The sequence below is a fragment of the Amycolatopsis sp. La24 genome (assembly GCF_029087445.1).
GTDB classification, from domain to species: Bacteria; Actinomycetota; Actinomycetes; order Mycobacteriales; family Pseudonocardiaceae; genus Amycolatopsis; species Amycolatopsis nivea.
This window is the reverse complement of sequence record NZ_JARACH010000031.1, coordinates 24,900-44,895: the sequence shown is the minus strand read 5'-3', so window position 1 is coordinate 44,895 and position 19,996 is coordinate 24,900. Positions and strand designations below refer to the sequence as shown.

The window sequence follows — 19,996 nt, the reverse complement described above, 5'->3', positions numbered from 1 at the left end:
GCGCGACTAAATATCGAACGCGATCTCGCGGCGACGAATCATCGATGCGCGCGAATAATTCGTTCGAGGTGTAGATCTCGTAATCGAGGATCCGGCGACGGCGGCTGCGTGGATGTGCCGATCGAAGGGATCGGTCAGAGCGACAGCGTCCTGCCCGGACGGGTAGTCGTCGATCCGGCCGTCCATCGTTCCGGCGATCGCGTCCCGGATTTTGGTGATCTCGGTTCCGCTGAGGCCGGAATTTCGCCTGCGGATGCTCTGGATGGTCTCTGCGAGAATGTCCTCGGTGTAGAAAACGTGGAACATGCTTGCGTTTCCCGTGTCCTTGAGCAGAAGCAGCCAGTCTCGGAGCGTTCTGGCGTGCAGGACATTGGCATCGGGAAGCACGCGCGTGGGCATCGCACCACGATACGAGGGCGAAATTTTCGCGGGGCGACCCCTCCTGTTCGATTCTGACTATTCGATGCCGAGTTGGTCTTCGATCGCGAGCAGGTCGTTCAACGCGTCTCGTTGTTTGCGCAGTCGTTCCCGGCGGAAGGCGAGAACGTCGTCGCGGCGAAGTTTGGTGTGGCTGCCGGTTCGGGTGCTTGGCAGGTCGCCGGCGCGGACGTGTTTCATCAGCGTGGTCCTGGAGATTCCGAGCAATTCCGCGGCCACGGTGGTGGTGATGACCTCCGGCATCGCGCCGACGGTCACGGTTCCGCCCTCGGCGACGATGGAGATGATCTGGCGCAGCAGCTCGCGGATTTCGCCACCCAGTTCGACGCCGTCGAGCGTGACCTGGCCGCCCGCGTCGGCGATCAGTTCCGCGGCGGCGTGTGCCTCCTGCTGGGCGCGCGGGGTCGCGAACAATGACTCTCGCGCGGTGGTGGTCGGTGTCATGATCTCTCCGCTTCACGGCTGTTGACGTACTCAAGTGTGCCTCAGCTTCACTTATGTTGGCAACTTGGTTTCAGTTATATCTGTCACCAGGGCTCATGAGACGATGCGATGGGGTTTTGGGGAGGGGAACTGCGTGGACGTCCTGTCGATCGACTTCGGTACTTCCAGCACGGTCGGCGTCTTGGCGGCCTTTGGGCGCGGGCCGCGGGCTATTGAGGTTGACGGGTCGGTCACCATGTCTTCCGCGGTGTACGCGGAGGATGACGGGCGGCTCGTCGTCGGGCAAGACGCGGAGCGGCGGGCTCGGCTGGATCCCAGCCGGTTCGAGCCTAATCCCAAGCGGCGGATCGACGACGGTGAGCTGCTGCTCGGCGATCGGCCGGTGCCGGTCGTCGACGCGTTCGCTGCCGTGTTGCGGCGGATGGGCGAGGAGGCCGAGCGGCAGCTCTCCGGGGTTCCGGACGAGGTGCGGTTGTCGCATCCGGCCGGGTGGGGTGCGCAGCGGCAGCAGACTCTCCGGGCGGCGGCGGGGAAAGCCGGGTTCGTTCAGGCGCGGTTGGTGCCGGAGCCGGTCGCGGCGGCGGCGCATTACGCGACTCTCCGCGAAACAGGTGCGCCTAGCGGGCCGATCGCGGTGTACGACCTCGGCGCGGGCACGTTCGACTGTGCGGTCGTCGGCGCGGGTACCGCGGTTCTGGCGGAGGACGGGTTGCCGGATCTCGGCAGTCTCGACATCGACCAAGCCTTGCTGGTCCACATTGGACGGTCGGTGTCGCACGCGGATCCGGCACAGTGGCAACGGCTTCTTCGTCCGCAGACGACCAGTGACCGGCGGTTGCGGCGGGTGTTGCTCCAAGACGTCCGCGACGCGAAGGAAAGTCTTTCCCGGCACGCGCACACTGAGGTGCCGATGCCGGATCCGTTCGGCGACGTTCTCGTCACCCGCGCCGAATTGGAAGCGTTGGTTCGGCCGAATCTGTTGCGCAGTGCGGAAATGCTCGCGGCGACGATCGCCCGGGCCGGGCTTACGCCGGATCGGCTCGGGGGCGTGTATCTGGTCGGCGGGCCCAGCCGGATGCCGTTGCTGGCTTCGCTGGTCGGGTCGACGCTGGGCGTGGTGCCGACTACCGAGGACCAGCCGGAGACGGCGGTCGCGTTCGGCTTGCATCACGTGGACGTGCGTCCGCCAGTGCCCATGCCCGCGCCTGCACCGGCTTCTTGGCCGCCCGTGCAGCAACAGCCCAGGCAGCAACAGCCTGCCCAGCAGCCCGTACTGAACCAGCGGCCTCCGGCACCCATGCCGCCCCCGCAGGGATGGCAACAGCCGCACAAGAAGAAGTCCCGCAAACCGCTGATCATCGGCGCGATCGCCCTGACCGTGCTCGTCGTCGCCGGGATCGTGACCGCTGTCGTCGCCACCCGCGGCGACGACAAACCCGCGGCCAACCAGCCAGTCGTCCCGCCGAACACCACGACCTGCGCCGGTTCACAACCAGCGCTCCCCGGTGAAAACGGCCTCACGAAGTGCATCCGCCGCCTGGCGGGGCCGACCATCCAAACCCGCGCCACCTGCTCCGACGACCCGGAACTGGCGAAAGCCCTAGGCGCGGTTCGCAGCGCGCTATGCCGCTTCCCGGACAAGACCACCGTCGCGTTCCACGAAGGGCTCACCCTCGCCCAGGTCGAGCCGAGCGCGCGCAAGGACATGGCAGGCCGCATCGAGACCGACACCTGGCGCACTCGCACCGGGCTGAGCGGCCGTTACGTCGCGGGAGTCGGGCCGAAGCTCGGGCTGCTGATCTACCAGGCCGACGGCATTCCGGTCGTCGGCACGGTGATGGACACCAGCCCGTCGCACACCAGCCGCCGGCCACAGGACCTGGTGCAGTTCTTCGAGAAGACCGTCCAGCCTGGCGAATAGAACTCAGTGCAGGGTGCCTGCCGAGGTGGCCACGTCCTCGTGCACGGTCAGCGCGGTGTCCGCCACGATCTCGAGCGCTCGCGCGATCGAGTCCAGCGGCATCCGCGCTTCCTCCGGCACGTGCACGAAACCGCCGCGCAGTCCGGGAAACTCCGTCGCGATCAGGTGCATCAGGCCGTAGAAGACTTGATTGCACACGTACGTCCCGGCGGTGTACGACACGGCCGCGGGCAGCCCCGCCGACTCGATCGCCGCGACCGCCGCTTTCACCGGCAGCGTGGTGAAGTATGCGGACGGCCCGCCCTCGACCACCGGGACGTCGACCGGCTGCGCGCCCGCGTTGTCCGGGATCCGGGCGTCGATCAGGTTGATCGCCACCCGTTCCGGCGTGACGTGCTGGCGGCCGCCGGCGAGCCCGGCGCACACGACCAGGTTCGGCCGGTGCGCCAGGATCGCGGCCCGCAGCGCCGGCAGCGACGCGTCGAACTCGCACGGCAGCTCTACCGCCACCGTGTCCGTCCGCCGCGCCGCTGCCAGCGAAGCCGCCTGCCAAGAAGGGTTCGTCGCCGCTCCGTCGAATGGCGCGAACCCGGTTAGCAGAACCGTCACTTGGCGGCCGGCTTCAGGTCGCCCGGGTAGAGGTACTCGTCGGACGGCTTGCCGTTGCCGTAGATCCACGCGTCGAAGAAGCCCTGCAGATCCATGCCGGACACCTTCTCACAGTACTTCTGGAAGTCCTGCATGCTCGCGTTTCCGTCGTGGTGCAGGCGGTTCCAGGTCTTGAGCACCTGGTCGAACGCGTCCTGTCCCATGTACTTGCTGAGCGCGTGCAGCATGACCGGGCCCTTGGAGTACACGTAGGTGAACTCGTGGCCGGGACCCATGTCGTACAGCTTGCCCGCCCAGAACGAATCGCTGGCCGACGCGACCTGGTCGAGGTACCTGGCGTCGAGGTCGGTGCCGTTCTTCTGCGCCCACAGCCAGGTCGCATACGACGCGAAGCATTCGTTGAGGCAGACGTCCTTCCAGTGGTCGACGGCGACCGTGTCGCCCCACCACTGGTGCGCGTTCTCGTGCACGATCGTGCCGATATTGCCCGCGCGGCCGGAGTAGATCGGCCTGCTCATCGTCTCGAGGGAGAACCCGATCGGCTCGGTCAGGTAGATGCCGCCCGCGGCGTCCACCGGGTACTTGCCGAACTTCGATTCGAGGAAGTCGAGAACCTCGGGCAGCTGCGCGTCGGCCTGCTTCGTGGCGTCGGTGGTGCCCGGCGCGTACGCGCTGACGATCGGGGTGCCGTCCGCGCGCTTGCGCTGGTTGAAGGTCCACTTGTCGATCGCGACCGTGGTCATGTACGGCGCGGTCGGGGTGTTCTCCGCCCAGACGTGCGTGGTGCCCGCGCGCGTCCGGTACTTGCCGACCTCGCGGCCGTTGGCGATCACGCCCCACTCGTTCGGGACGGTGATCGACAGCCGGAACTTCGCCTTGTCGCGCGGGGTGTCGTTGACCGGGTACCAGGTGGTGGCCGACTTCGGCTCGCCCGCCGCGAACGCGCCGCCGGACTTGGTGAACTGCCAGCCGTTCTTGCCGAGGTTCGGGTCGTCGATCGCGACCGGGACGCCGTGGTAGGCGACCTCCGTGGTGAACGGAAGGCCCTTCCACAGCGGCAGCCTCGGCGTGATCACCAGTTCGTGGTCGCCGGTGCGGGTGAACTTCGCGGGAATGCCGTTGACCCGGACCGCGTCGACGGTGAGGCCCCGCAGGTCGAGGTCGAACGAGCTGAGCGACTGGGTCGCCTTCGCGTGGACCGTCTGGACGCCGGCGAGCTGGTGGGTGTCGGGAGCGTAGTTGACCCTGAGGTCGTAGTCGGAGACCTCGTACCCGCCGTTGCCGTCTTGCGGGTAGTAGCTGTCCCCGGCGCCGTCCGAACCGGGCGTGGGCTTGTCCCAGCCGGCCGGTCCGGCCGACGCGATCCCAGTGCCGAGCGTCAAAGCGGTGAGGGTGGCTGCGACGGTCACTGCCGGGCGATGCCAGCGGTGCAGTGCTCTCATGGGCGCTCCTGTGTCTGCGGGTGAATCCTCCGCAACGTAGCGCCGGGAAGCCGGGCAGTAATCGCTTTGGCCGCAGTTTGTCCCGAAAGTCCACACTTACGTCGGGCCCCGACACGGCGAGGGCGTTGTCTGGAAAGGTGGACCTCATGCGCGTCGCGCTGCTGGGCCCGCTGCGAGCGGAGGGGGAGGACGGCACGCCGATCGACATCGGCGGAGCCCGCCTTCGCATGCTCCTTTCCCGGCTCGCGCTCGACGCCGGCCGCGCGGTTCCCGCCGAGGCGCTGATCGACGGTCTGTGGGGCGCGGAACCGCCTGCGGACGCGGCCAATGCGCTCCAGTCGCTGGTCTCGCGGCTGCGTCGCGTGCTGCGGCCCGCGGGGGCCGAGCTGGAGTCGGTCAACGGCGGTTACCGGCTCGCGGTGCCGCCGGAAGCGGTGGATCTTCACCGGTTCGAGCAGTTGTCCGCCGAGGGGCGCCGGGAGCTTGCCGCTGGCCGGGACGGCACCGCCGCCGAATCGCTCGCCGCCGCGCTCGCGTTGTGGCGCGGACCGGCGCTCGCGGACGTGCTGGACGCGCCGTTCGCCGCCGCGCCCGCGACGCTGCTGGAGGAGCGGCGCACGGAGACCTCCGAGGACTGGTTCGAAGCCGAGCTGCGGCTGGGACGGCACGCGGACGTGCTCGCGGAACTCACCGCCGCCGCGCAAGCGCATCCGCTGCGGGAACGGTTGGCCGGGCTGCGAATCCGTGCGCTTTCCGCAGCCGGACGGCAGGCCGACGCGCTCGCCGCGTATTCCGCGATCCGGACGACGCTGGCCGACGAACTGGGCGTCGACCCGTCGGCAGAACTGCAGGAAGTGCATCTGCGTGCGCTGCGCGGCGAGTACACGCCGGTCGCCGCGGTGGTCGACCGGTTGCCGCAGCGGCTGACCAGCTTCATCGGCCGCACCGACGAGCTGAAGCTGCTGGCCGAACTGCTCGAAGGATCCCGGCTGGTCACGCTTGTCGGCCCAGGCGGCGCAGGCAAGACCCGGCTCGCGACGGAAGCGGCTTCGCGGCATCCGGCGCACTCGCGCGGGTTGGTGTGGTTCGTGCCGCTGGCCGGTGTGCGGGACGCGGAAGACGTGCTGGCCGCGCTGCTCAACGCGCTGGAGGTCCGCGATATCCGGACGACGGAGACCGACGCGCGACGCCGGCAGATCGATCCGTTCGAGCACGCGGTGGAAACTCTCGGCGGCGCGGAAGCGTTGCTGGTGCTGGACAACTGCGAACACCTCGTGGACACCGCCGCGGAGCTGGCCGAGAATTTGCTGCGCCGGCTGCCGGCGTTGCGGGTGCTCGCCACGAGCCGTGAGCCGCTGGCGATCACCGGGGAAGCGTTGTGCCCGCTCGGTCCGCTGCCGGTGCCGGACGAGGCCGCGCCGCCCTCGGACGTCGGCACGCTCGATTCCGTCCGGCTGTTCCTTGACCGCGCGATGGCGGTACGGCCGGGGTTCCGGCTCGACGAATCCACAGTGGACGCGGTACGGCAGATCTGCTGCCGGCTCGACGGAATGCCGCTGGCGCTCGAACTGGCCGCCGCGCGGTTGCGGTCGATGACCGCCGAACAGATCGCCGAACGGCTCGACGACCGGTTCCGCTTGCTCACCTCCGGCAGCCGCACGGCGTTGCCGCGTCAGCGCACGCTGCGCGCGGTGGTGGAGTGGAGCTGGGATCTGCTGAGCGACGCGGAGGTCCGGCTCGCGCGCAGGCTCGCGGTGTTCGCGGCGAGTTTTTCCGAGGAGGCGGTGGAAAACGTCTGCGCGGACGAGGAACTGCCCGCGGAAGACATCGTGTACGTGCTGGGTTCGCTGGTGGAGAAGTCCATTGTGGACGTGGTGGGCATGCGCTACCGCCTGCTGGAAACCCTGCGCGCCTACGCGACCGAGCGGCTCGCCGAATCCGGCGAACGGGAGCGGCTGCGGGAGGCGATGGTCGCCTACTACGCGGAATTGGCCGACCGCAACGAACCGTTGCTGCGCGGACGGGACCAGCTCCAGGCGATCGACGTGTACGAGCACGAAAGCGATAACTTCAACGCCGCGCTGCGAGCGGCGATCGAGTCCGATTCCGCGGCAGCGGCGGCCCGGCTGCTGTTCGGATTGTTCTGGTATCTCAACATCGTCGGCCAGAACGAACGGGGCGCGCTGTTCGTGGACGAGGTGCTCGAACTGAGCGGCGAGCTGCCGCCGGACGTGGCGGCGAGCCTGCGGTTGATCCAGGTGCTGATGCGGGTCATGGCCGGGCCGCAAGAGAAGGTGGACGTCCCCGACCTGATCGAGGAATGTGTGCGGACCGGCGCCGCGGACCGGAATCCATGGCTGTGGGTGGGGTTGCCGATCGTGGCGTACCTCAACGGCGAGCGGGACCTGGCGCTGCGCGAGATCCGCCGGGCCGTCGCGCGGGACGACGTCTGGAGCCGCGCCGCCGGGCACTGGGCGGAGAGCTTCGTCCTCGGCGACACCGGCGATCTCGGGAGCGCGGACCGGGCGCGAGAGCTTGCCCACCAGGGCTTCGCCGAGGTCGGCGACCGCTGGGGACTCGGGATGACGCACGGGTTCCGGGCCGCGGCGCGGTCGCAGGCCGGCGACCACGAGGGCGCGATTGCCGGGTACACCGAGGGATTGCGGCTGGTGATGGAGCTGCGGTCAAGGGACGACATCGTGCAGCAGTGGTGGCGGCTGGCGGTGGAGCGTTCGCGCTCCGGAGATCAGGAAGGCGCGTGGCGGGACATGGAAGCCGCCGAACGCTACGCGGCTGCCGGCGTCAACAACGGCTTGCGCCTGATCGTGTTGCTCGGCCGTGCCGAGTTGCTGATCCGTGAGCGCAATGTCGCCGAGGCGCGCGAGGTGTTCCGGGAAATGAAGGCGGCGCGCGCGGATTGGCCGACTCCGGAGGGGTTCGAGGCGGAATGGCTCGGCACCATCGAGGCCGGTTTGCTGCTCGCCGAAGGCCGTCCGGACGAAGCGGAGCCAGCGGTGTTCGGCGTGGTCGAGCAGGCGGCGAGGCGCTTCGACATGCCGGACCTCGCTGCCATGGTCGAACTGCTGGCGCGGATCCGGTACCAGCAGGGGCGGCTGGAGTCGTCGGCCCGGCTGCTGGCGCTGAGCGCGGTGGTGCGCGGCCGGTTCGACCTGGGAAGCCCGGAGGTCCGGGAGCTGATCGAGAACCTGACCAGGGAGCTGGGCCAGGAACGATACGAGGCGCTCGTGGCCGAGACCTCGCAGCTGGACCGGGCGGAGGCGATCGAGGCGGTCCGGGCGGAGCGCTCGCCTGTTATCGACGATAACTAAAACTTGCTTCCACTGATGTTTCCAGTGATACGCTCCATTGGGTATCACTGGAAACGCAGAGGAGCTGTCATGCGCATCGTCGCCCTGGAAGAACACGTGATCCTGCCTGTCCTGCGCGACGCGTGGGCGAAGGCGGGCCTCCAGCCGCACGGCTATCCCGACGACCATCCGGTCACGCGACGCCTGCGCGATGTCGGCGAGGGACGTCTCGCCGACATGGACGACCAGGGCATCGACGTCGCAGTGCTGTCCCTGTCGACGCCCGGCGTGCAAAACCTTCCGGCTGCCGATGCCGTGCCCGTCGCGCGCGAGGCCAACGACGTACTCGCCGAGATAGTCGCCGCCAATCCGACGCGATTCCAGGCCTTTGCCACGCTCCCGACGTCCTCGCCCGAAGCCGCCGCTGAGGAGCTGGAACGCGCGGTCAGCCTGGGTTTCCGCGGCGCGATGCTGTACGGCCGCACTGGCGACAAACTGGCCGATGCCCCGGAGTTCGACGACCTCTACGGAACCGCCGCACGACTCCGCGTCCCGCTGCACTTCCATCCCCAAGCGCCGGTGCAGGCAGTACAAGAGGCGTATTACTCGGGCCTGCCCAACGGCGTCGGCGCGGCATTGGCGACCGCCGGACTCGGCTGGTACTACGACTTGGGCGTGCAGTACCTGCGGATGATCTTCTCCGGCGTCTTCGACCGGCACCCCGAGCTGCAAGTGATCGCCGGACACTGGGGCGAGGTGGTCTTGTTCTACCTGGACCACGTCGGCTTCCTGCGGGAAATGGCCGGGCTGCGGCAGCCGCTCGCCGACTACTTCCGCCAGAACTTCTGGATCGCGGGCAGCGGAACGGTCAGCGAACGCTACCTGCGCTGGGCGGCGGAGGTCGTCGGGACGGATCGGATGCTGTATTCGACCGACTATCCGTACACCTTCGGCACCCGGCCGGGCGGATTTCCTTACCTGGACACGAGCGGCGGCGTCGCGCGGTCGTTTTTGGAGAAGGCGCCGTTCAGCGAGGAAGAGAAGGCGGCCATTGGCTCCGGGAACTGGGAGCGGCTGACCGGCCACCTCTCGGGGGCTTCACTCGGGTGAGCCTGGGCGACCGAGAGTCCGCTTGATCACCTCCATACCGGCCGACATCGTTTTGCTCATCGGCGCGGCCAGTTCGTCGGGCAGCACGTCGCGGATCCACACCAGCCGGCACCGCTGTTCGCCATCTTCGAGTACCTGCATAGAGGCGTTGTCGTGTTCGGGCTGGACGTCGCCGCCGACGACTGAGTAGACGATCCGGCGGATGTCGTGGTCAACGCCGATCCGCCGTTCCCGGACGACCGTGCCGGCGGCGAAGGTGACGACCCGGCAGTCCTCCTCGGCCCGGCTGTCCAGCACGAACCCCGGCGCCATCCGCCGGGGACCCGCGGCGAAGTCGCCGATCACCTCCCACACGTCGTCGGCGCTGGACTCGATCACTGCTTCTTCGCGGATGGACGCCATGTCTCCTGCTCCCTTTTTCGTGCGGTGGCAATGGATGTGCCAGCCTGCCCGGTCCCAGCCGCTCGCGTCTTGAAGATTTTTGCGGAATTGTCAGACCCTCGCCGTAGCCTCCGGGTGTGCTCTCCTTCGTCGATCTCGCCGCTCGCCCGGAGTTCGCCGTCGGCACGGTGGACTGCCGGGACGATCACCGCGGCTGGTCGGCCGAGCGGCCGCGCGAGGACGTGCGGCTCGTGCTCGTGCGACGCGGCGGGTTCCGCCGCCGGGTCCGCGGGCTCTGCGCGGACCTCGACCGCACCGTGGGATACCTCGGGACGCCCGGCGAGGAGGAGTACTTCGCCCATCCCGTCGGCGGTGACGAATGCACCTCGATCACCCTGACGCCCGCGTTCTGGCGCACCCTGGCCGGCGACGCACCGCTGCTGGAGCGTTCAACGCTCTACGTGGACGGCACACTCGACCTCGCCCACCGCCGGCTCCTCGCCGCCACCCGCGCCGCAGACCCCGAGTACGCGGCGACCGAAGGACTGCTCGGCCTGGTGGCTGTGGTGGTCCGGCAGGTCGTGGCCACAGTCGCTCCGGACGGCGGCCGGGCAGGCGACCGTGCGCTGGCAGCTCAAGCCCGCCGCGCGATCGGTGACGATCATCCCGCGGCGGACGGCCTGATCCCGCTGGCGGCCCTGCTGGGCGTCTCGCCTTACCGGCTCAGCCGGGCCTTCACCCGCGAACTGGGAGTGTCGCTGACCCGGTACCGCAATCGCGTGCGCGTAGCCCGCGCGCTGGACCGGCTGGAGGCAGGCGAACCCAGCTTGGCCGCCCTCGCCGCCGACCTCGGGTTCGCCGATCAGGCCCACCTGTGCCGAACGGTGCGCGCGCACCTCGGACACACCCCGACCGCACTGCGCCGGCTGCTCGCCACAAAAAAGTGAGTGTCTGTGCCCGGCTGTGGAACCCGGACACAGACACTCACCCACAGCGTCCACACCCCCGTGCGGGACGCCCTCAGACCCGCTTGCGGTAGGCCCACGTCGCGAGCGGGAAGAACACCACGACCGCACCGGCCATCCACGCCAGCGCGCCCAGCAGGGAGCCGCCGTACGCGGCGCCGCCGTTGAGCAGGCCGCGCATCACGTCGGACATCAGGCTCACCGGGCTGATGTCCGCCCATGCCTTGAGCCAGCCCGGCATCGTGGCCGTCGGGAGGAACACGTTGCTGCCGAAGGTCAGCGGCATGATGAAGACGAACATCACGCCCTGCGCCGCGCCGGGGGACTTCATCAGCATCCCGACGAACACCGAACCCCAGCAGAAGCACAGGCCGAACGCGATCGCCAGCAGGATCGCGAGGACGAACTCCCCGGGACCGGTCTGCACGCGGAAGCCCATCACGGTCGCCACGGTCAGCAGCACCGTCAGGCACACCACGTACCGCACGAGGTCCGCCAGCACCGCGCCCACCAATGGCGCCGAGCGGGCGATCGGCATGGAGCGGAAGCGGTCGAAGACGCCCTTGGTGATGTCGGTGTTGAGCTGGGTGCCGACCGTCAGCGAGGCCTGCAGCACGTTCATCACGATCAGGCCGGGCACGAACGACTGCAGGTAGTTCTCGATCGAACCGCCCAGCGCGTTGCCGAACAGGTAGGTGAACATCAGCAGGAAGATGATCGGCATCAGCGTGACGTCGGCCAGCTGTTCCGGGTTCTTGCGGATCTTCAGGATTCCCCGCCAGGCAAGCGAAAACGCGTGCTTCGCGCCCTGGACCGGGCTGATGTGCCGGGGCGGGGCCGCCACGGCGGTCGCGGTGGTCACGACCGGCTCCCTTCGAGTTCGCGTTCGGGCTTCGGCTCTTCGGCGGCGTGTCCGGTCAGGGCGAGGAACACCTCGTCGAGGCTGGGCAGCCGCAGTGCCAGTTCGTCGGAGGTGATGCCAGCCGAGTCGAGCCGCCGCACCAGCGTGGACAGCAGGACCGGGTCGGAGACCGGCGCGGTCAGCAGTCCGGTGGCGTCGTCGCGGACCGGGCGGGCTCCGGTGAGCTCGGCCAGGATGCGGTCGACCTCGTCGAGGTCGCTCAGCGACGTCGGCCGCACCTGCAGCGTCTGCCCGCCGACCCGCCGCTTCAGCTCGTCGGCGCGGCCGTCGGCGACCACGTGGCCGTGGTCGAACACGGTGATCCGGTCCGCCAGCTGGTCGGCCTCCTCCAGGTACTGCGTGGTGAGCAGCACAGTCGCGCCGTCGGCGACAAGGCTGCGGACCACCGCCCACACCTCGTTGCGTGCGTGCGGGTCGAGTCCGGTGGTCGGCTCGTCCAGATACAGCACGGCGGGGCGGCCGACGAGGCTCGCCGCCAGGTCGAGCCTGCGCCGCATGCCGCCGGAGTACGTCCGGATCGGCCGCTTGGCCGCGTCGGTCAGCTCGAACCGCTCCAGCAGTTCGGCCGCCCGCGCCCGCGCGTCAGCCCGGGACAGGTTGAGCAGCTTCCCGATCAGCACCAGGTTCTCGGTGCCGCTCAGGTCCTCGTCCACCGACGCGTACTGCCCGGTGAGCCCGATCAGCCCGCGCACCCGGACCGGGTCGCGGACCACGTCGTAACCCCCGACCGTGGCCCGCCCCGCGTCGGGTCTCAGCAGGGTCGCCAGGATGCGGACCGCGGTTGTCTTGCCCGCGCCGTTCGGCCCGAGCACCCCGACCACCTTGCCGAACGGGACCTCGAGGTCCACCCCGTCCAGCGCCTTCGTCTCCCCGAAATGCTTGACCAGGCCCTCGGCCTGGATCGCGTGCGACATGACGCCTCCTCCTGTGTCGCTCAAGCACACAGTGGACGGAGGCGCTGGCAAGCCGCGCACACGGCGCTGACACGGACCTGTCAGCGCCTGCCCGGCATACTCTGGATCATGGTGATGGAGGCGCGGACGCGAACCCGGCTGGTCACGGGCCTGCTCGTGCTGGTCGGACTGCCGCTGTTCACAGTGGCCTTGCTGCGCACGATCGGCTGGGACGGCAGCAGCTGGTACCTGACCGCGCTGCTGGCGCTGACCCCGTACGTCGTCATTTACGGCGTGCTGCTCGCCGCGCTCGCGCTGGTGCTGCGGCGCTGGTGGGTCGGCGGCGTCGCGCTGGCGTTGTCCGCGCTGCTGGCGGTGTTCGTCGCGCCGCGGGTGATGTCCGACGACCAGCCCGCGGCGCAGGGGAAGACGGTGCGCGTGCTGGCGGCCAACCTCTACCTCGGCCAGGCCGATCCCGCGGCCCTCGTGCGGCTGGTCCGGGAGCAGCGGGTCGACGTGCTGAACCTGGTGGAGATGACACCCGCCGCGATGTCCGGGCTGGAGAAGGCCGGGCTCTTCCAGACGCTGCCGTACCGCGTGCTTCATCCGGCGTCCGGTGTGGACGGTTCGGGCATCGTGTCGCGATATCCGCTTGCCGAGCAGGATTACACTGGTGATTCGGTTCAGAATCAGCCTGGCGCGGCGGCGGATCTCGGCGGCGGAACGACGTTGGAGATCGTGGCGGCGCATCCGCGTTCGCCGGATTCCGGGTATTACCAGTGGGAGCAGCAGATGCGGGACCTGTCGCGCGCCATCGGCGAGCACGGCCTGCGTGTCGTGGCAGGCGATTTCAACGCGACCCTCGACCACGCCGCGTTGCGGACGGTGCTGTCGCGCGGGTACGTCGACGCGGCGGAGGCGCGCGGCGACGGCCTGATCCCGACCTGGTCGACGTCGGCGGTTCCGCTCGTGCCGCTGGATCACGTGCTGGTGGACCGCCGGGTCGCGATCCGGGATTACCAAGTGTTCGATGTGCCCGGAAGCGATCACCGGGCGGTTTACGCGGAGGTGCAACTGCCATGACGACCTTGCGGCCGAGCAGCGGGGAAGCCGAGTACCCGCGGCTGCTGGAGATCTGGCGCAGTGCCGTCGAGGCGACGCACCATTTCCTGGTGCCGTCGGACGTCGAGTACTACGCCACGCGCGTCCCGGTCTACTTCCCGGAAGTGGAGCTGACCGTGGCGGAGGTCGACGGACTCGCGGCCGGTTTCTCCGGGATCGCCGAGGGAAAGCTGGAAATGCTGTTCGTGCACGACGATTTCCGCGGTCGCGGGGTCGGGTCGGCGTTGCTGCGGGCGGCGTTGGACCGTTTCCCTGGCCTCACGCTGGACGTGAACGAGCAGAACCCGCAGGCGGTCGGTTTCTATCTGCACCACGGGTTCGAGGTAGTCGGCAGGCAGGAGACCGATCCGGACGGCCGCCCGTTCCCGTTGCTGGAGCTCAAACGAGCTTGACCAGCGTCTCCAGCGCTCCGGCGGGGATCGAAATCCCACGCCCGTGGCGGATCTGCGGTTCGCGCGGATTGATCCGGATCAGCGCACCCGTGGCCGCGCTGGCGAGTTCGGAATACCGGCGCACGGTCGGAACCGCTTGCCCGGCACCGATTTCGACCACCACCGCGTCACGGTGCGCGCGCCGCCACGCCGCCAGTTCGTCCAGCTGTGCCTGACTGCGGTCCGGAACCCAGTCGAAATCCCCGAACATCAGGATGTTGGGCCGGGCGAGGCTGCCGCAACGCGGACACGACGGCAACGGCGGCCGGGCGCGCATGGTCGCCTCGTCCAGATCGACCGCGACGTCCGCGGCCGACCAGATCTCCCGCGAACACCCGGCCAAGCACTGCAGATGGTGGATCGACCCGTGCGCCTCGGCGACGTGCGGGAAGCCCGCCGCCTGGAACTGTCCGTCCACATTGGACGTGAAGACCCGGACGCCGCCAGGCTTCGCGAGCCCGCGTTCGAGCAGCAGGCCGAACCCGCGGTGCGGCACCGTCTTCCGGTACAGGTCGAGCCGGTGCCCGTAGAAACCCCAGGCCAGCTCCGGGTCCGAGGCGAAATGCTGCGGGTCGGCCAGCTCCTCGAACCGCAGCCCGAGCCCGGCGTACGGCGGATAAGCCCGCCAAAACCCTTCCCCGCCGCGAAAATCGGGCAGACCGGAGTCGACGCCCATCCCGGCGCCGGCGCACACGAGCAGCGCGCCGGCACCCGAGATCAGCTCGGCGGCGCGGGCGAGTTCGTCACTCACCCGGCTTCGATGCCTGCACGACCTCGAACTCCAGCAGGTTCGCACCGGTCGACACCGGGTTCTTGCGCTCGCCCGCGTGCGCCTCGCGCGCCGGACCGCCCGCCCAGGCCTGGTAGTGCTCCTCGGTTTCCCACTTCGTGTAGACGAAGTAGCGCGTCTCGCCCGCGACCGGGCGAAGCAGCTCGAAGCCGAGGAAGCCCTCCTGGTTGTCGACGGAGTGCAGCCGAGCGGCGAACCGCTTCTCCAACTCCGGGCCGGCGCCTTCGGGGACCTCGATTGCGTTGATCTTGACCACTGCCATGGCTCGAGTTTATGGCACCGACTTCGTCGGCGAGCGATCCCGCGTCGGGGTCAAGTAGCCACCGGCTGGTTCGGCCCTGGTCGGCATGCTGGTCACGGCCAAACAGCACGAGCTGGGCGCGGTGAACTACGCGACGGTCGCGGTCGGCCCGGACGAGGCGGCGGACGTCGTCCAGCTCGGGCTGGTCGGCACGGTCGCGACTCCCGCAGCAGCTTGACAAGGTCGTTGCTCGGCAGTCAGGGCCGCAACCCGCCCGGATAGAGATCGGCGTCCGACGGCAGTTTCGACCCGTGGAACCAGTCGTTGAGGAACCCGCTCAAGTCCCGGCCGGCGACCTTCGACACGAGCTTCTCGAAGTCCGCCCACGTAGCGTTGCTGTTGCGGTGCTCGCCCACCCACTCGTGCAGCACCTTCTCGAATCCCGGCTCGCCCAGTTCCCGGCGCAGCGCGTGCACCGCGAGGATGCCCTTGTCGTACGCGCCTTCGAACAGGTGCTCCGGCCCCATGTCGACGAGCTTCTGGCCCCAGAAATCCGTGCTGCCCTTGGTGATCTCGACGGCCGCGCGGTAGCGGTCGTCCAGGTTCTGGCCCTCGCGCTCGCCCCACATCCACTGCGCGTACGACGCGAAGCACTCGTTCAGGCAGATGTCCGCCCACGAGTTGAGCGACACCGAATCGCCGAACCACTGATGCGCGTTCTCGTGCACCAGGGTCAGGATTTCCGCCCATTTCGCATAAGTGGGACGGGTTTGCGTTTCCAGGGAGAAATGGATGTCCTCGTCGAGGTAGATCCCGCCGGCCGCGCTCTGCGGGTACTTGCCGAACTTGCTCTCCAGGAACGAGATCACCTCCGGCAGCCGGTCGCCGGTGGCCTCGCGGGCCTCGGCGCCAGGGGCGTAGCCGGAGACGATCGGCGTGCCGTCCGGGAGCGTGGACCGCTGGACGGTGAATTTGTCGATCGCGATCGTGGTCAGGTAGCTGGCCACCGGATTCGGATCGGCCCACGTCGTGGTGGTTTTGCCGTCCTTGGCGCTGGTGCCCTTTTCCCGGCCGTTGGACAGCACCGTCCAGCCGGTGGGCACGTGCGCGGTCAGCGTGAAGGTCGCCTTGTCGCGCGGGGTTTCGTTGACCGGATACCAGAATGACGCCGAATGCGGCTCGCCGACCAGGTACGCGCCGCCGTCCTCGGAGCGGGCCCAGCCGTTCTCCGATCCGCCGTCGTGCGGGGTTTTCGCCGGAACACCCGAATAGCGCACGCGCGTCCGGAACGTCGAGCCCGACCGCAGCGGTTCGGCCGGAGTCACGACCAGTTTGTTCTTCTCCCGGCTGTACTTCGCCGGTTTCCCGTCGATCTCCACCGAGGCGACGTCCAGTCCGCGCAGGTCGAAGTCGAAGCGGCTGAGGTCTTGGGTGGCTTTCGCGGCGACCGTGGTGTCGCCGTCGAGGCGGCCGCTCGGCGGGTCGTAGCTGACGTCGACGTGGTAGTCCAGAGCGTCGTACCCGCCGTTGCCGTCGTCGGGGAAATACGGGTCGCCTGCGCTGCTCGCGCCGGGTGCGGGATGCATCGGCGGCGGCGGAGCGGCGGGTTCGGCCGGGCTGCACGCGGACAGCGCAAGCACGCCGATAAGGGCGAGGACGGCGGGCTGACGGCTGCGCATTCCTTCACCCTAGGGGCAGATTTGTGATGAGGTAGCCGGGAAAACCCGGGAGGATTAATGCGACCAGGCCTGATCGACTTCGGCGGCGACGAACGCCCTGGCGTGTCGATCTTGCTGTTGCACGGGCTGATGGGCCGCGCTCGCACGTGGTGGCCGGTCGCGCAATGGCTCAAGCGGTACGGCCGCGTGCGCGCCCTCGACGCCCGCGGGCACGGTCGCGCGCCGCACACCGGTCCGTGGACCACCGAGCAGTTCGCCGAGGACGTCGCGGACGTGCTGGCCGACGTTGGTCCGTCCGTGCTGATCGGGCATTCGATGGGCGGGCTGCACGCGTGGGCCGCCGCGGCGAAGCACCCGGAGCTGGTGCGTGCGGTGGTCAGCGAGGATTTCGCGCCGGACCAGCGCGGACGCACCGTCGAGACCTGGCGGGGCTACTTCGAGAGCTGGCCGGTGCCGTTCGAATCGCTGGCCCACGTGCGCGAGTTCTTCGGAGCCGCGGGCGACTACTTCACCGAATGCGTCGAGGAACGCGACGACGGCTATCACCTGATCGCCGACCTGGAGAACCTGTACGAGATCGCCGCGGAATGGGGCCGCCGGGACTATTGGTCCATTGTGGACGGTATCCGCTGCCCGCTGCTGCTGGTCGAGGGCGAGCACACCGCGATGCCGCTTGGCCAGCAAGCCGAGGTGGCGGCACGAGTACCGGGCGCGAAGCACCTGGTCGTGCCCGGTTCGGCGCATTTGCCGCACGCCGAGGCTCCGGAGACCTATCGCGGCGCGGTGGAGGCGTTCCTGTCCGGCCTGTGACGCCCCACGCGTGCCGCCCTCGCTGGCACACGTGAGGCGTCCCCGGTCAGCGGGCCAGCTCGGTGCGCCACGCGGCGGTCGAGCGGTCTGCCGGCACGATCAGCGGCCAGACGTCCGAGCCCAGGTAGGCGGACTCGTCGCTGGCGCGAGCCGCGGTGCAGCTGTCGCGGGAAAGCCCGTGCTCAGCCGCCAGCGCGGACACGGCGGCCGCGGTCGCCTTGCCGAACACGCCGTCGGTGGGCACGGCGAACCCGGCGGCGCGCAGGAACCGTTGCGCGGTCATCACCCGCGGCCCGGTGTCACCCGGTTTGAGCAGCGGCCACTCCGGTGCGTCAAGGCGCGCGACAGACAGGCCGAGCTGCTGGCCGACCGCTTTGCGCAGCTCCGGGAGCCGGTCGTAGAGCACCTGGCCGCAGCACTCGGTCGAGTTGAAATCGCGGTGGCCCTTGATGAACTCGGGCGTGATGCCGTATTGGTGCGCGATGTAGGCGATCAGCTGCACGAGCGAATCCCACAGCGCGACCGGCACGTCGACCGTGCTGTAGAGGCCCTCGTTCTCGATGCCGAGGCATTCGCTGTTGTGGTTCGCGACGTTCGCGCCCTGCACGTGCTGCGTCCCGCCGCGCAGGATTTCGAGGCTGCGGTGCCGCCCCTCGGTGACGAAGCCGCCGCGGCTGTTCGTGAACTGCTGGCCGGTGTCGATCCAGCCGCGGGTGTCCATGTGGAAGTTCTGGATGTCCCGCGAGATCTGCAGCGCGTGCGCCAGCGAGTAGTCGGTGTTGTTGCCTGGATCGACGGTGTGGTGCACCACGATGTACGTCGGCTTGTGGTTCTCCACCACGATCGCGCCCGACGGCGGCCGGGCGTTCCACTCGGCTGTCGAATGGATGACCGGAGCGGTGACCGCCGCCGCGGATTTCGCCGTGGCGAAGCCCAACGCACCCACGGCAGTGACGGTGAGGCCGCCCTTCAAGACGGCACGACGCGATGCTTCCCCCATGCGGAACTCCTCAGCCCGGAAGTGCGACGGGGGAAAGCTAACCCGGCGCCCCGGGGGTGACAACTTTTTGCCGACTTTCGTCGTAGTGCGTCAGTGTTCCCCGGGAAGCGCGAACAGCCCGTCGCGGGTTTGCTCCAGCAGACCGTCCACGAGCAGCGAATCCAGGCACCGGTCGCGCTGGCCCGATTCGTGCCACACGAGGTCCAGCCGAGCCTTCTCGACCGGCCCCTCGGCACCGCGCAGAACGTCCAGCAGCAGCCCGCGCACCTGCCGGTCGGTGCCGGCGAACTTCTGCACCGGCTTGGCGGGACCGGCGTATTCGGGACGGCCGTTGTGCTGCCACTTGCATTCGGCGTAAATCGGGCAGTCCGCGCACTTCGGCGACCGGGCGGTGCAGATCAGCGCGCCCAGCTCCATCAACGCCGCGGACAGCTTCGCTGCAGGCGCGTCCTCGGCGGGCAGCAACGCTTCGACGTCCGCCATGTCGCGAGTATTCGACGCCGGGCCCGCGTCGCCCGCGCCATGCACGGCACGCGCGACCACGCGTCGGACGTTCGTGTCGACCACCGGCGCGCGCTTGCCGTACGCGAACGCCGCGACCGCGCGCGCCGTGTACGCGCCGATGCCGGGCAACGCGAGCAGCGTGTCCACATCGGACGGCACGACGTCGCCGTGCTCCTGAGCGATGACGGTGGCGGCGGCGTGCAGCCGAAGCGCGCGACGCGGGTAGCCGAGCTTGCCCCACGCGCGCACGACCTCGCCGGTGGTCTCCGCGGCCAGCGCCGAGGGCACCGGCCAGCGAGCCATCCACTCCAGCCAGATCGGCTGGACGCGCGAGACCGGCGTCTGCTGCAGCATGATTTCGCTGACCAGCACGCCCCACGCCGAGCAGTCCGGCTCCCGCCAGGGCAGGTCCCGGCCGACGTCGGCGAACCACTCGATCAGAACATCGGTGTCTACTGCCACCCCGCCATTGAATACGACGGCCCTTACTTGACCTCGGTCAGGCTCCCGGCCTTCACGTCGTAGACGAATCCGCGCACGTTGTCGTTGTGCAGGAGGAAGTCGCTGCGCCGGGCGCGTTCCATCGAGGTGCGCACGCTGTCCTCGACCTTGCGGAACGCCTCGACCGCCCAGGTCGGCCGCAGCCCGGTCGCGGTCTCCAGCTCGTCCTTGAACTCGTCCTCGGTGACCGTGGAGAGGCCGCAGTCGGTGTGCTGGACGATCAGCACCTCGCGGGTGCCGAGCTTGCGCTGGCTGAGCGCGAGCGACCGGATCATGTCGTCGGTGACCACCCCGCCCGCGTTGCGCAGCACGTGCGCCTCACCCTGCAGCAGGCCGAAGATCTCGAACACCCGGATCCGGGCGTCCATGCAGGTCAGGATCGACACCTGCAGCGACGGCTTGGGGGAGGACCGGTCGCCGGGAACGATGTTCCCGATTTCCTGATTACGCTTGAGCAGCACGTCGATGGAGGTCATGGGGCACCT

General features: G+C 69.1%; 21 protein-coding genes. 8 read left to right on the top strand and 13 right to left on the bottom strand.

Features of this window, described 5'->3' with window-relative positions:
- Nucleotides 1-6: 6 nt before the first annotated feature.
- Nucleotides 7-399: a hypothetical protein gene (locus PUT80_RS26660; RefSeq protein WP_275293879.1), complete on the bottom strand. Its 393-nt coding sequence runs from the start codon at nucleotides 397-399 to the stop codon at nucleotides 7-9.
- Between the two features lie 57 nt (nucleotides 400-456).
- On the bottom strand, nucleotides 457-882 hold the full coding sequence (locus PUT80_RS26655) for a helix-turn-helix domain-containing protein (RefSeq protein ID WP_037808236.1): 426 nt from the start codon (nucleotides 880-882) through the stop codon (nucleotides 457-459).
- Between the two features lie 133 nt (nucleotides 883-1,015).
- On the opposite strand from PUT80_RS26655, the gene PUT80_RS26650 reads away from it, so the two are divergent.
- A complete protein-coding gene (locus PUT80_RS26650) occupies nucleotides 1,016-2,803 on the top strand; it encodes an Hsp70 family protein (RefSeq protein WP_275293878.1) in 1,788 nt (595 codons plus the stop codon).
- 3 nt (nucleotides 2,804-2,806) lie between these two features.
- On the opposite strand, the gene pcp is transcribed toward PUT80_RS26650, so the two are convergent.
- Together pcp and PUT80_RS26640 are read right to left on the bottom strand one after the other, a co-directional pair.
- A complete protein-coding gene (gene pcp / locus PUT80_RS26645) occupies nucleotides 2,807-3,412 on the bottom strand; it encodes a pyroglutamyl-peptidase I (protein ID WP_037808230.1) in 606 nt (201 codons plus the stop codon).
- The gene (locus PUT80_RS26640) at nucleotides 3,409-4,854 is read right to left on the bottom strand and encodes a M1 family metallopeptidase (RefSeq protein WP_037808228.1); all 1,446 of its coding nucleotides are present in this window, start codon (nucleotides 4,852-4,854) and stop codon (nucleotides 3,409-3,411) included. Before PUT80_RS26640 ends, pcp begins: the two co-directional genes overlap by 4 nt.
- Before the next feature lie 146 nt (nucleotides 4,855-5,000).
- Between PUT80_RS26640 and PUT80_RS26635 the strand changes: the two genes are divergently transcribed.
- Nucleotides 5,001-8,183: a BTAD domain-containing putative transcriptional regulator gene (locus PUT80_RS26635; RefSeq protein ID WP_275293877.1), complete on the top strand. Its 3,183-nt coding sequence runs from the start codon at nucleotides 5,001-5,003 to the stop codon at nucleotides 8,181-8,183.
- 69 nt (nucleotides 8,184-8,252) lie between these two features.
- Complete coding sequence (locus PUT80_RS26630) at nucleotides 8,253-9,272, top strand: amidohydrolase family protein (RefSeq protein ID WP_275293876.1); 1,020 nt, start codon at nucleotides 8,253-8,255, stop codon at nucleotides 9,270-9,272.
- Here PUT80_RS26630 and PUT80_RS26625 read toward each other — a convergent pair.
- Entirely contained in the window at nucleotides 9,261-9,674 is a 414-nt protein-coding gene (locus PUT80_RS26625; RefSeq protein ID WP_037808221.1) for an SRPBCC family protein, read from the bottom strand. The genes PUT80_RS26630 and PUT80_RS26625 overlap by 12 nt on opposite strands.
- A gap of 116 nt (nucleotides 9,675-9,790) precedes the next feature.
- Between PUT80_RS26625 and PUT80_RS26620 the strand changes: the two genes are divergently transcribed.
- Complete coding sequence (locus PUT80_RS26620) at nucleotides 9,791-10,600, top strand: helix-turn-helix domain-containing protein (RefSeq protein WP_037808220.1); 810 nt, start codon at nucleotides 9,791-9,793, stop codon at nucleotides 10,598-10,600.
- 73 nt (nucleotides 10,601-10,673) lie between these two features.
- Here PUT80_RS26620 and PUT80_RS26615 read toward each other — a convergent pair whose 3' ends face one another.
- Both PUT80_RS26615 and PUT80_RS26610 read right to left on the bottom strand, forming a co-directional pair.
- Complete coding sequence (locus PUT80_RS26615) at nucleotides 10,674-11,480, bottom strand: ABC transporter permease (protein ID WP_037808218.1); 807 nt, start codon at nucleotides 11,478-11,480, stop codon at nucleotides 10,674-10,676.
- A complete protein-coding gene (locus PUT80_RS26610) occupies nucleotides 11,477-12,454 on the bottom strand; it encodes a daunorubicin resistance protein DrrA family ABC transporter ATP-binding protein (RefSeq protein WP_037809320.1) in 978 nt (325 codons plus the stop codon). The genes PUT80_RS26615 and PUT80_RS26610 overlap by 4 nt, the downstream gene beginning before the upstream one ends.
- 108 nt (nucleotides 12,455-12,562) lie before the next feature.
- Between PUT80_RS26610 and PUT80_RS26605 the strand changes: the two genes are divergently transcribed.
- Both PUT80_RS26605 and PUT80_RS26600 read left to right on the top strand, forming a co-directional pair.
- Complete coding sequence (locus PUT80_RS26605; RefSeq protein WP_275293875.1) at nucleotides 12,563-13,516, top strand: endonuclease/exonuclease/phosphatase family protein; 954 nt, start codon at nucleotides 12,563-12,565, stop codon at nucleotides 13,514-13,516.
- Nucleotides 13,513-13,947, top strand: a complete 435-nt coding sequence (locus PUT80_RS26600) for an acetyltransferase (protein ID WP_275293874.1) — start codon at nucleotides 13,513-13,515, stop codon at nucleotides 13,945-13,947. The genes PUT80_RS26605 and PUT80_RS26600 overlap by 4 nt, the downstream gene beginning before the upstream one ends.
- On the opposite strand, the gene PUT80_RS26595 is transcribed toward PUT80_RS26600, so the two are convergent.
- A complete protein-coding gene (locus PUT80_RS26595) occupies nucleotides 13,934-14,737 on the bottom strand; it encodes a Sir2 family NAD-dependent protein deacetylase (protein WP_275293873.1) in 804 nt (267 codons plus the stop codon). The two genes, PUT80_RS26600 and PUT80_RS26595, sit on opposite strands and share 14 nt — an antisense overlap.
- Nucleotides 14,730-15,038 (bottom strand): antibiotic biosynthesis monooxygenase, encoded by a 309-nt coding sequence (locus PUT80_RS26590; protein WP_037808215.1) that lies wholly within the window; start codon nucleotides 15,036-15,038, stop codon nucleotides 14,730-14,732. Before PUT80_RS26590 ends, PUT80_RS26595 begins: the two co-directional genes overlap by 8 nt.
- Nucleotides 15,039-15,123: 85 nt before the next feature.
- On the opposite strand from PUT80_RS26590, the gene PUT80_RS26585 reads away from it, so the two are divergent.
- Nucleotides 15,124-15,255, top strand: a complete 132-nt coding sequence (locus tag PUT80_RS26585; RefSeq protein WP_275293872.1) for a hypothetical protein — start codon at nucleotides 15,124-15,126, stop codon at nucleotides 15,253-15,255.
- Nucleotides 15,256-15,274: 19 nt separating this feature from the next.
- Here PUT80_RS26585 and PUT80_RS26580 read toward each other — a convergent pair whose 3' ends face one another.
- Nucleotides 15,275-16,696 (bottom strand): M1 family metallopeptidase, encoded by a 1,422-nt coding sequence (locus PUT80_RS26580; RefSeq protein WP_037808210.1) that lies wholly within the window; start codon nucleotides 16,694-16,696, stop codon nucleotides 15,275-15,277.
- Between the two features lie 57 nt (nucleotides 16,697-16,753).
- Between PUT80_RS26580 and PUT80_RS26575 the strand changes: the two genes are divergently transcribed.
- On the top strand, nucleotides 16,754-17,506 hold the full coding sequence (locus PUT80_RS26575) for an alpha/beta hydrolase (RefSeq protein WP_199817286.1): 753 nt from the start codon (nucleotides 16,754-16,756) through the stop codon (nucleotides 17,504-17,506).
- A 46-nt stretch (nucleotides 17,507-17,552) separates the two neighbouring features.
- Here the strand turns inward: PUT80_RS26575 and PUT80_RS26570 are convergent, their stop codons facing one another.
- The 3 genes from PUT80_RS26570 to PUT80_RS26560 form a co-directional block, all read right to left on the bottom strand.
- Nucleotides 17,553-18,506, bottom strand: coding sequence for a peptidoglycan recognition family protein (locus PUT80_RS26570; protein WP_037808209.1), 954 nt, complete (start codon nucleotides 18,504-18,506; stop codon nucleotides 17,553-17,555).
- Nucleotides 18,507-18,596: 90 nt separating this feature from the next.
- Entirely contained in the window at nucleotides 18,597-19,472 is an 876-nt protein-coding gene (locus tag PUT80_RS26565) for an A/G-specific adenine glycosylase (protein ID WP_037808207.1), read from the bottom strand.
- Nucleotides 19,473-19,495: 23 nt separating this feature from the next.
- Complete coding sequence (locus PUT80_RS26560; protein WP_037808204.1) at nucleotides 19,496-19,987, bottom strand: carbonic anhydrase; 492 nt, start codon at nucleotides 19,985-19,987, stop codon at nucleotides 19,496-19,498.
- Nucleotides 19,988-19,996: the final 9 nt, after the last annotated feature.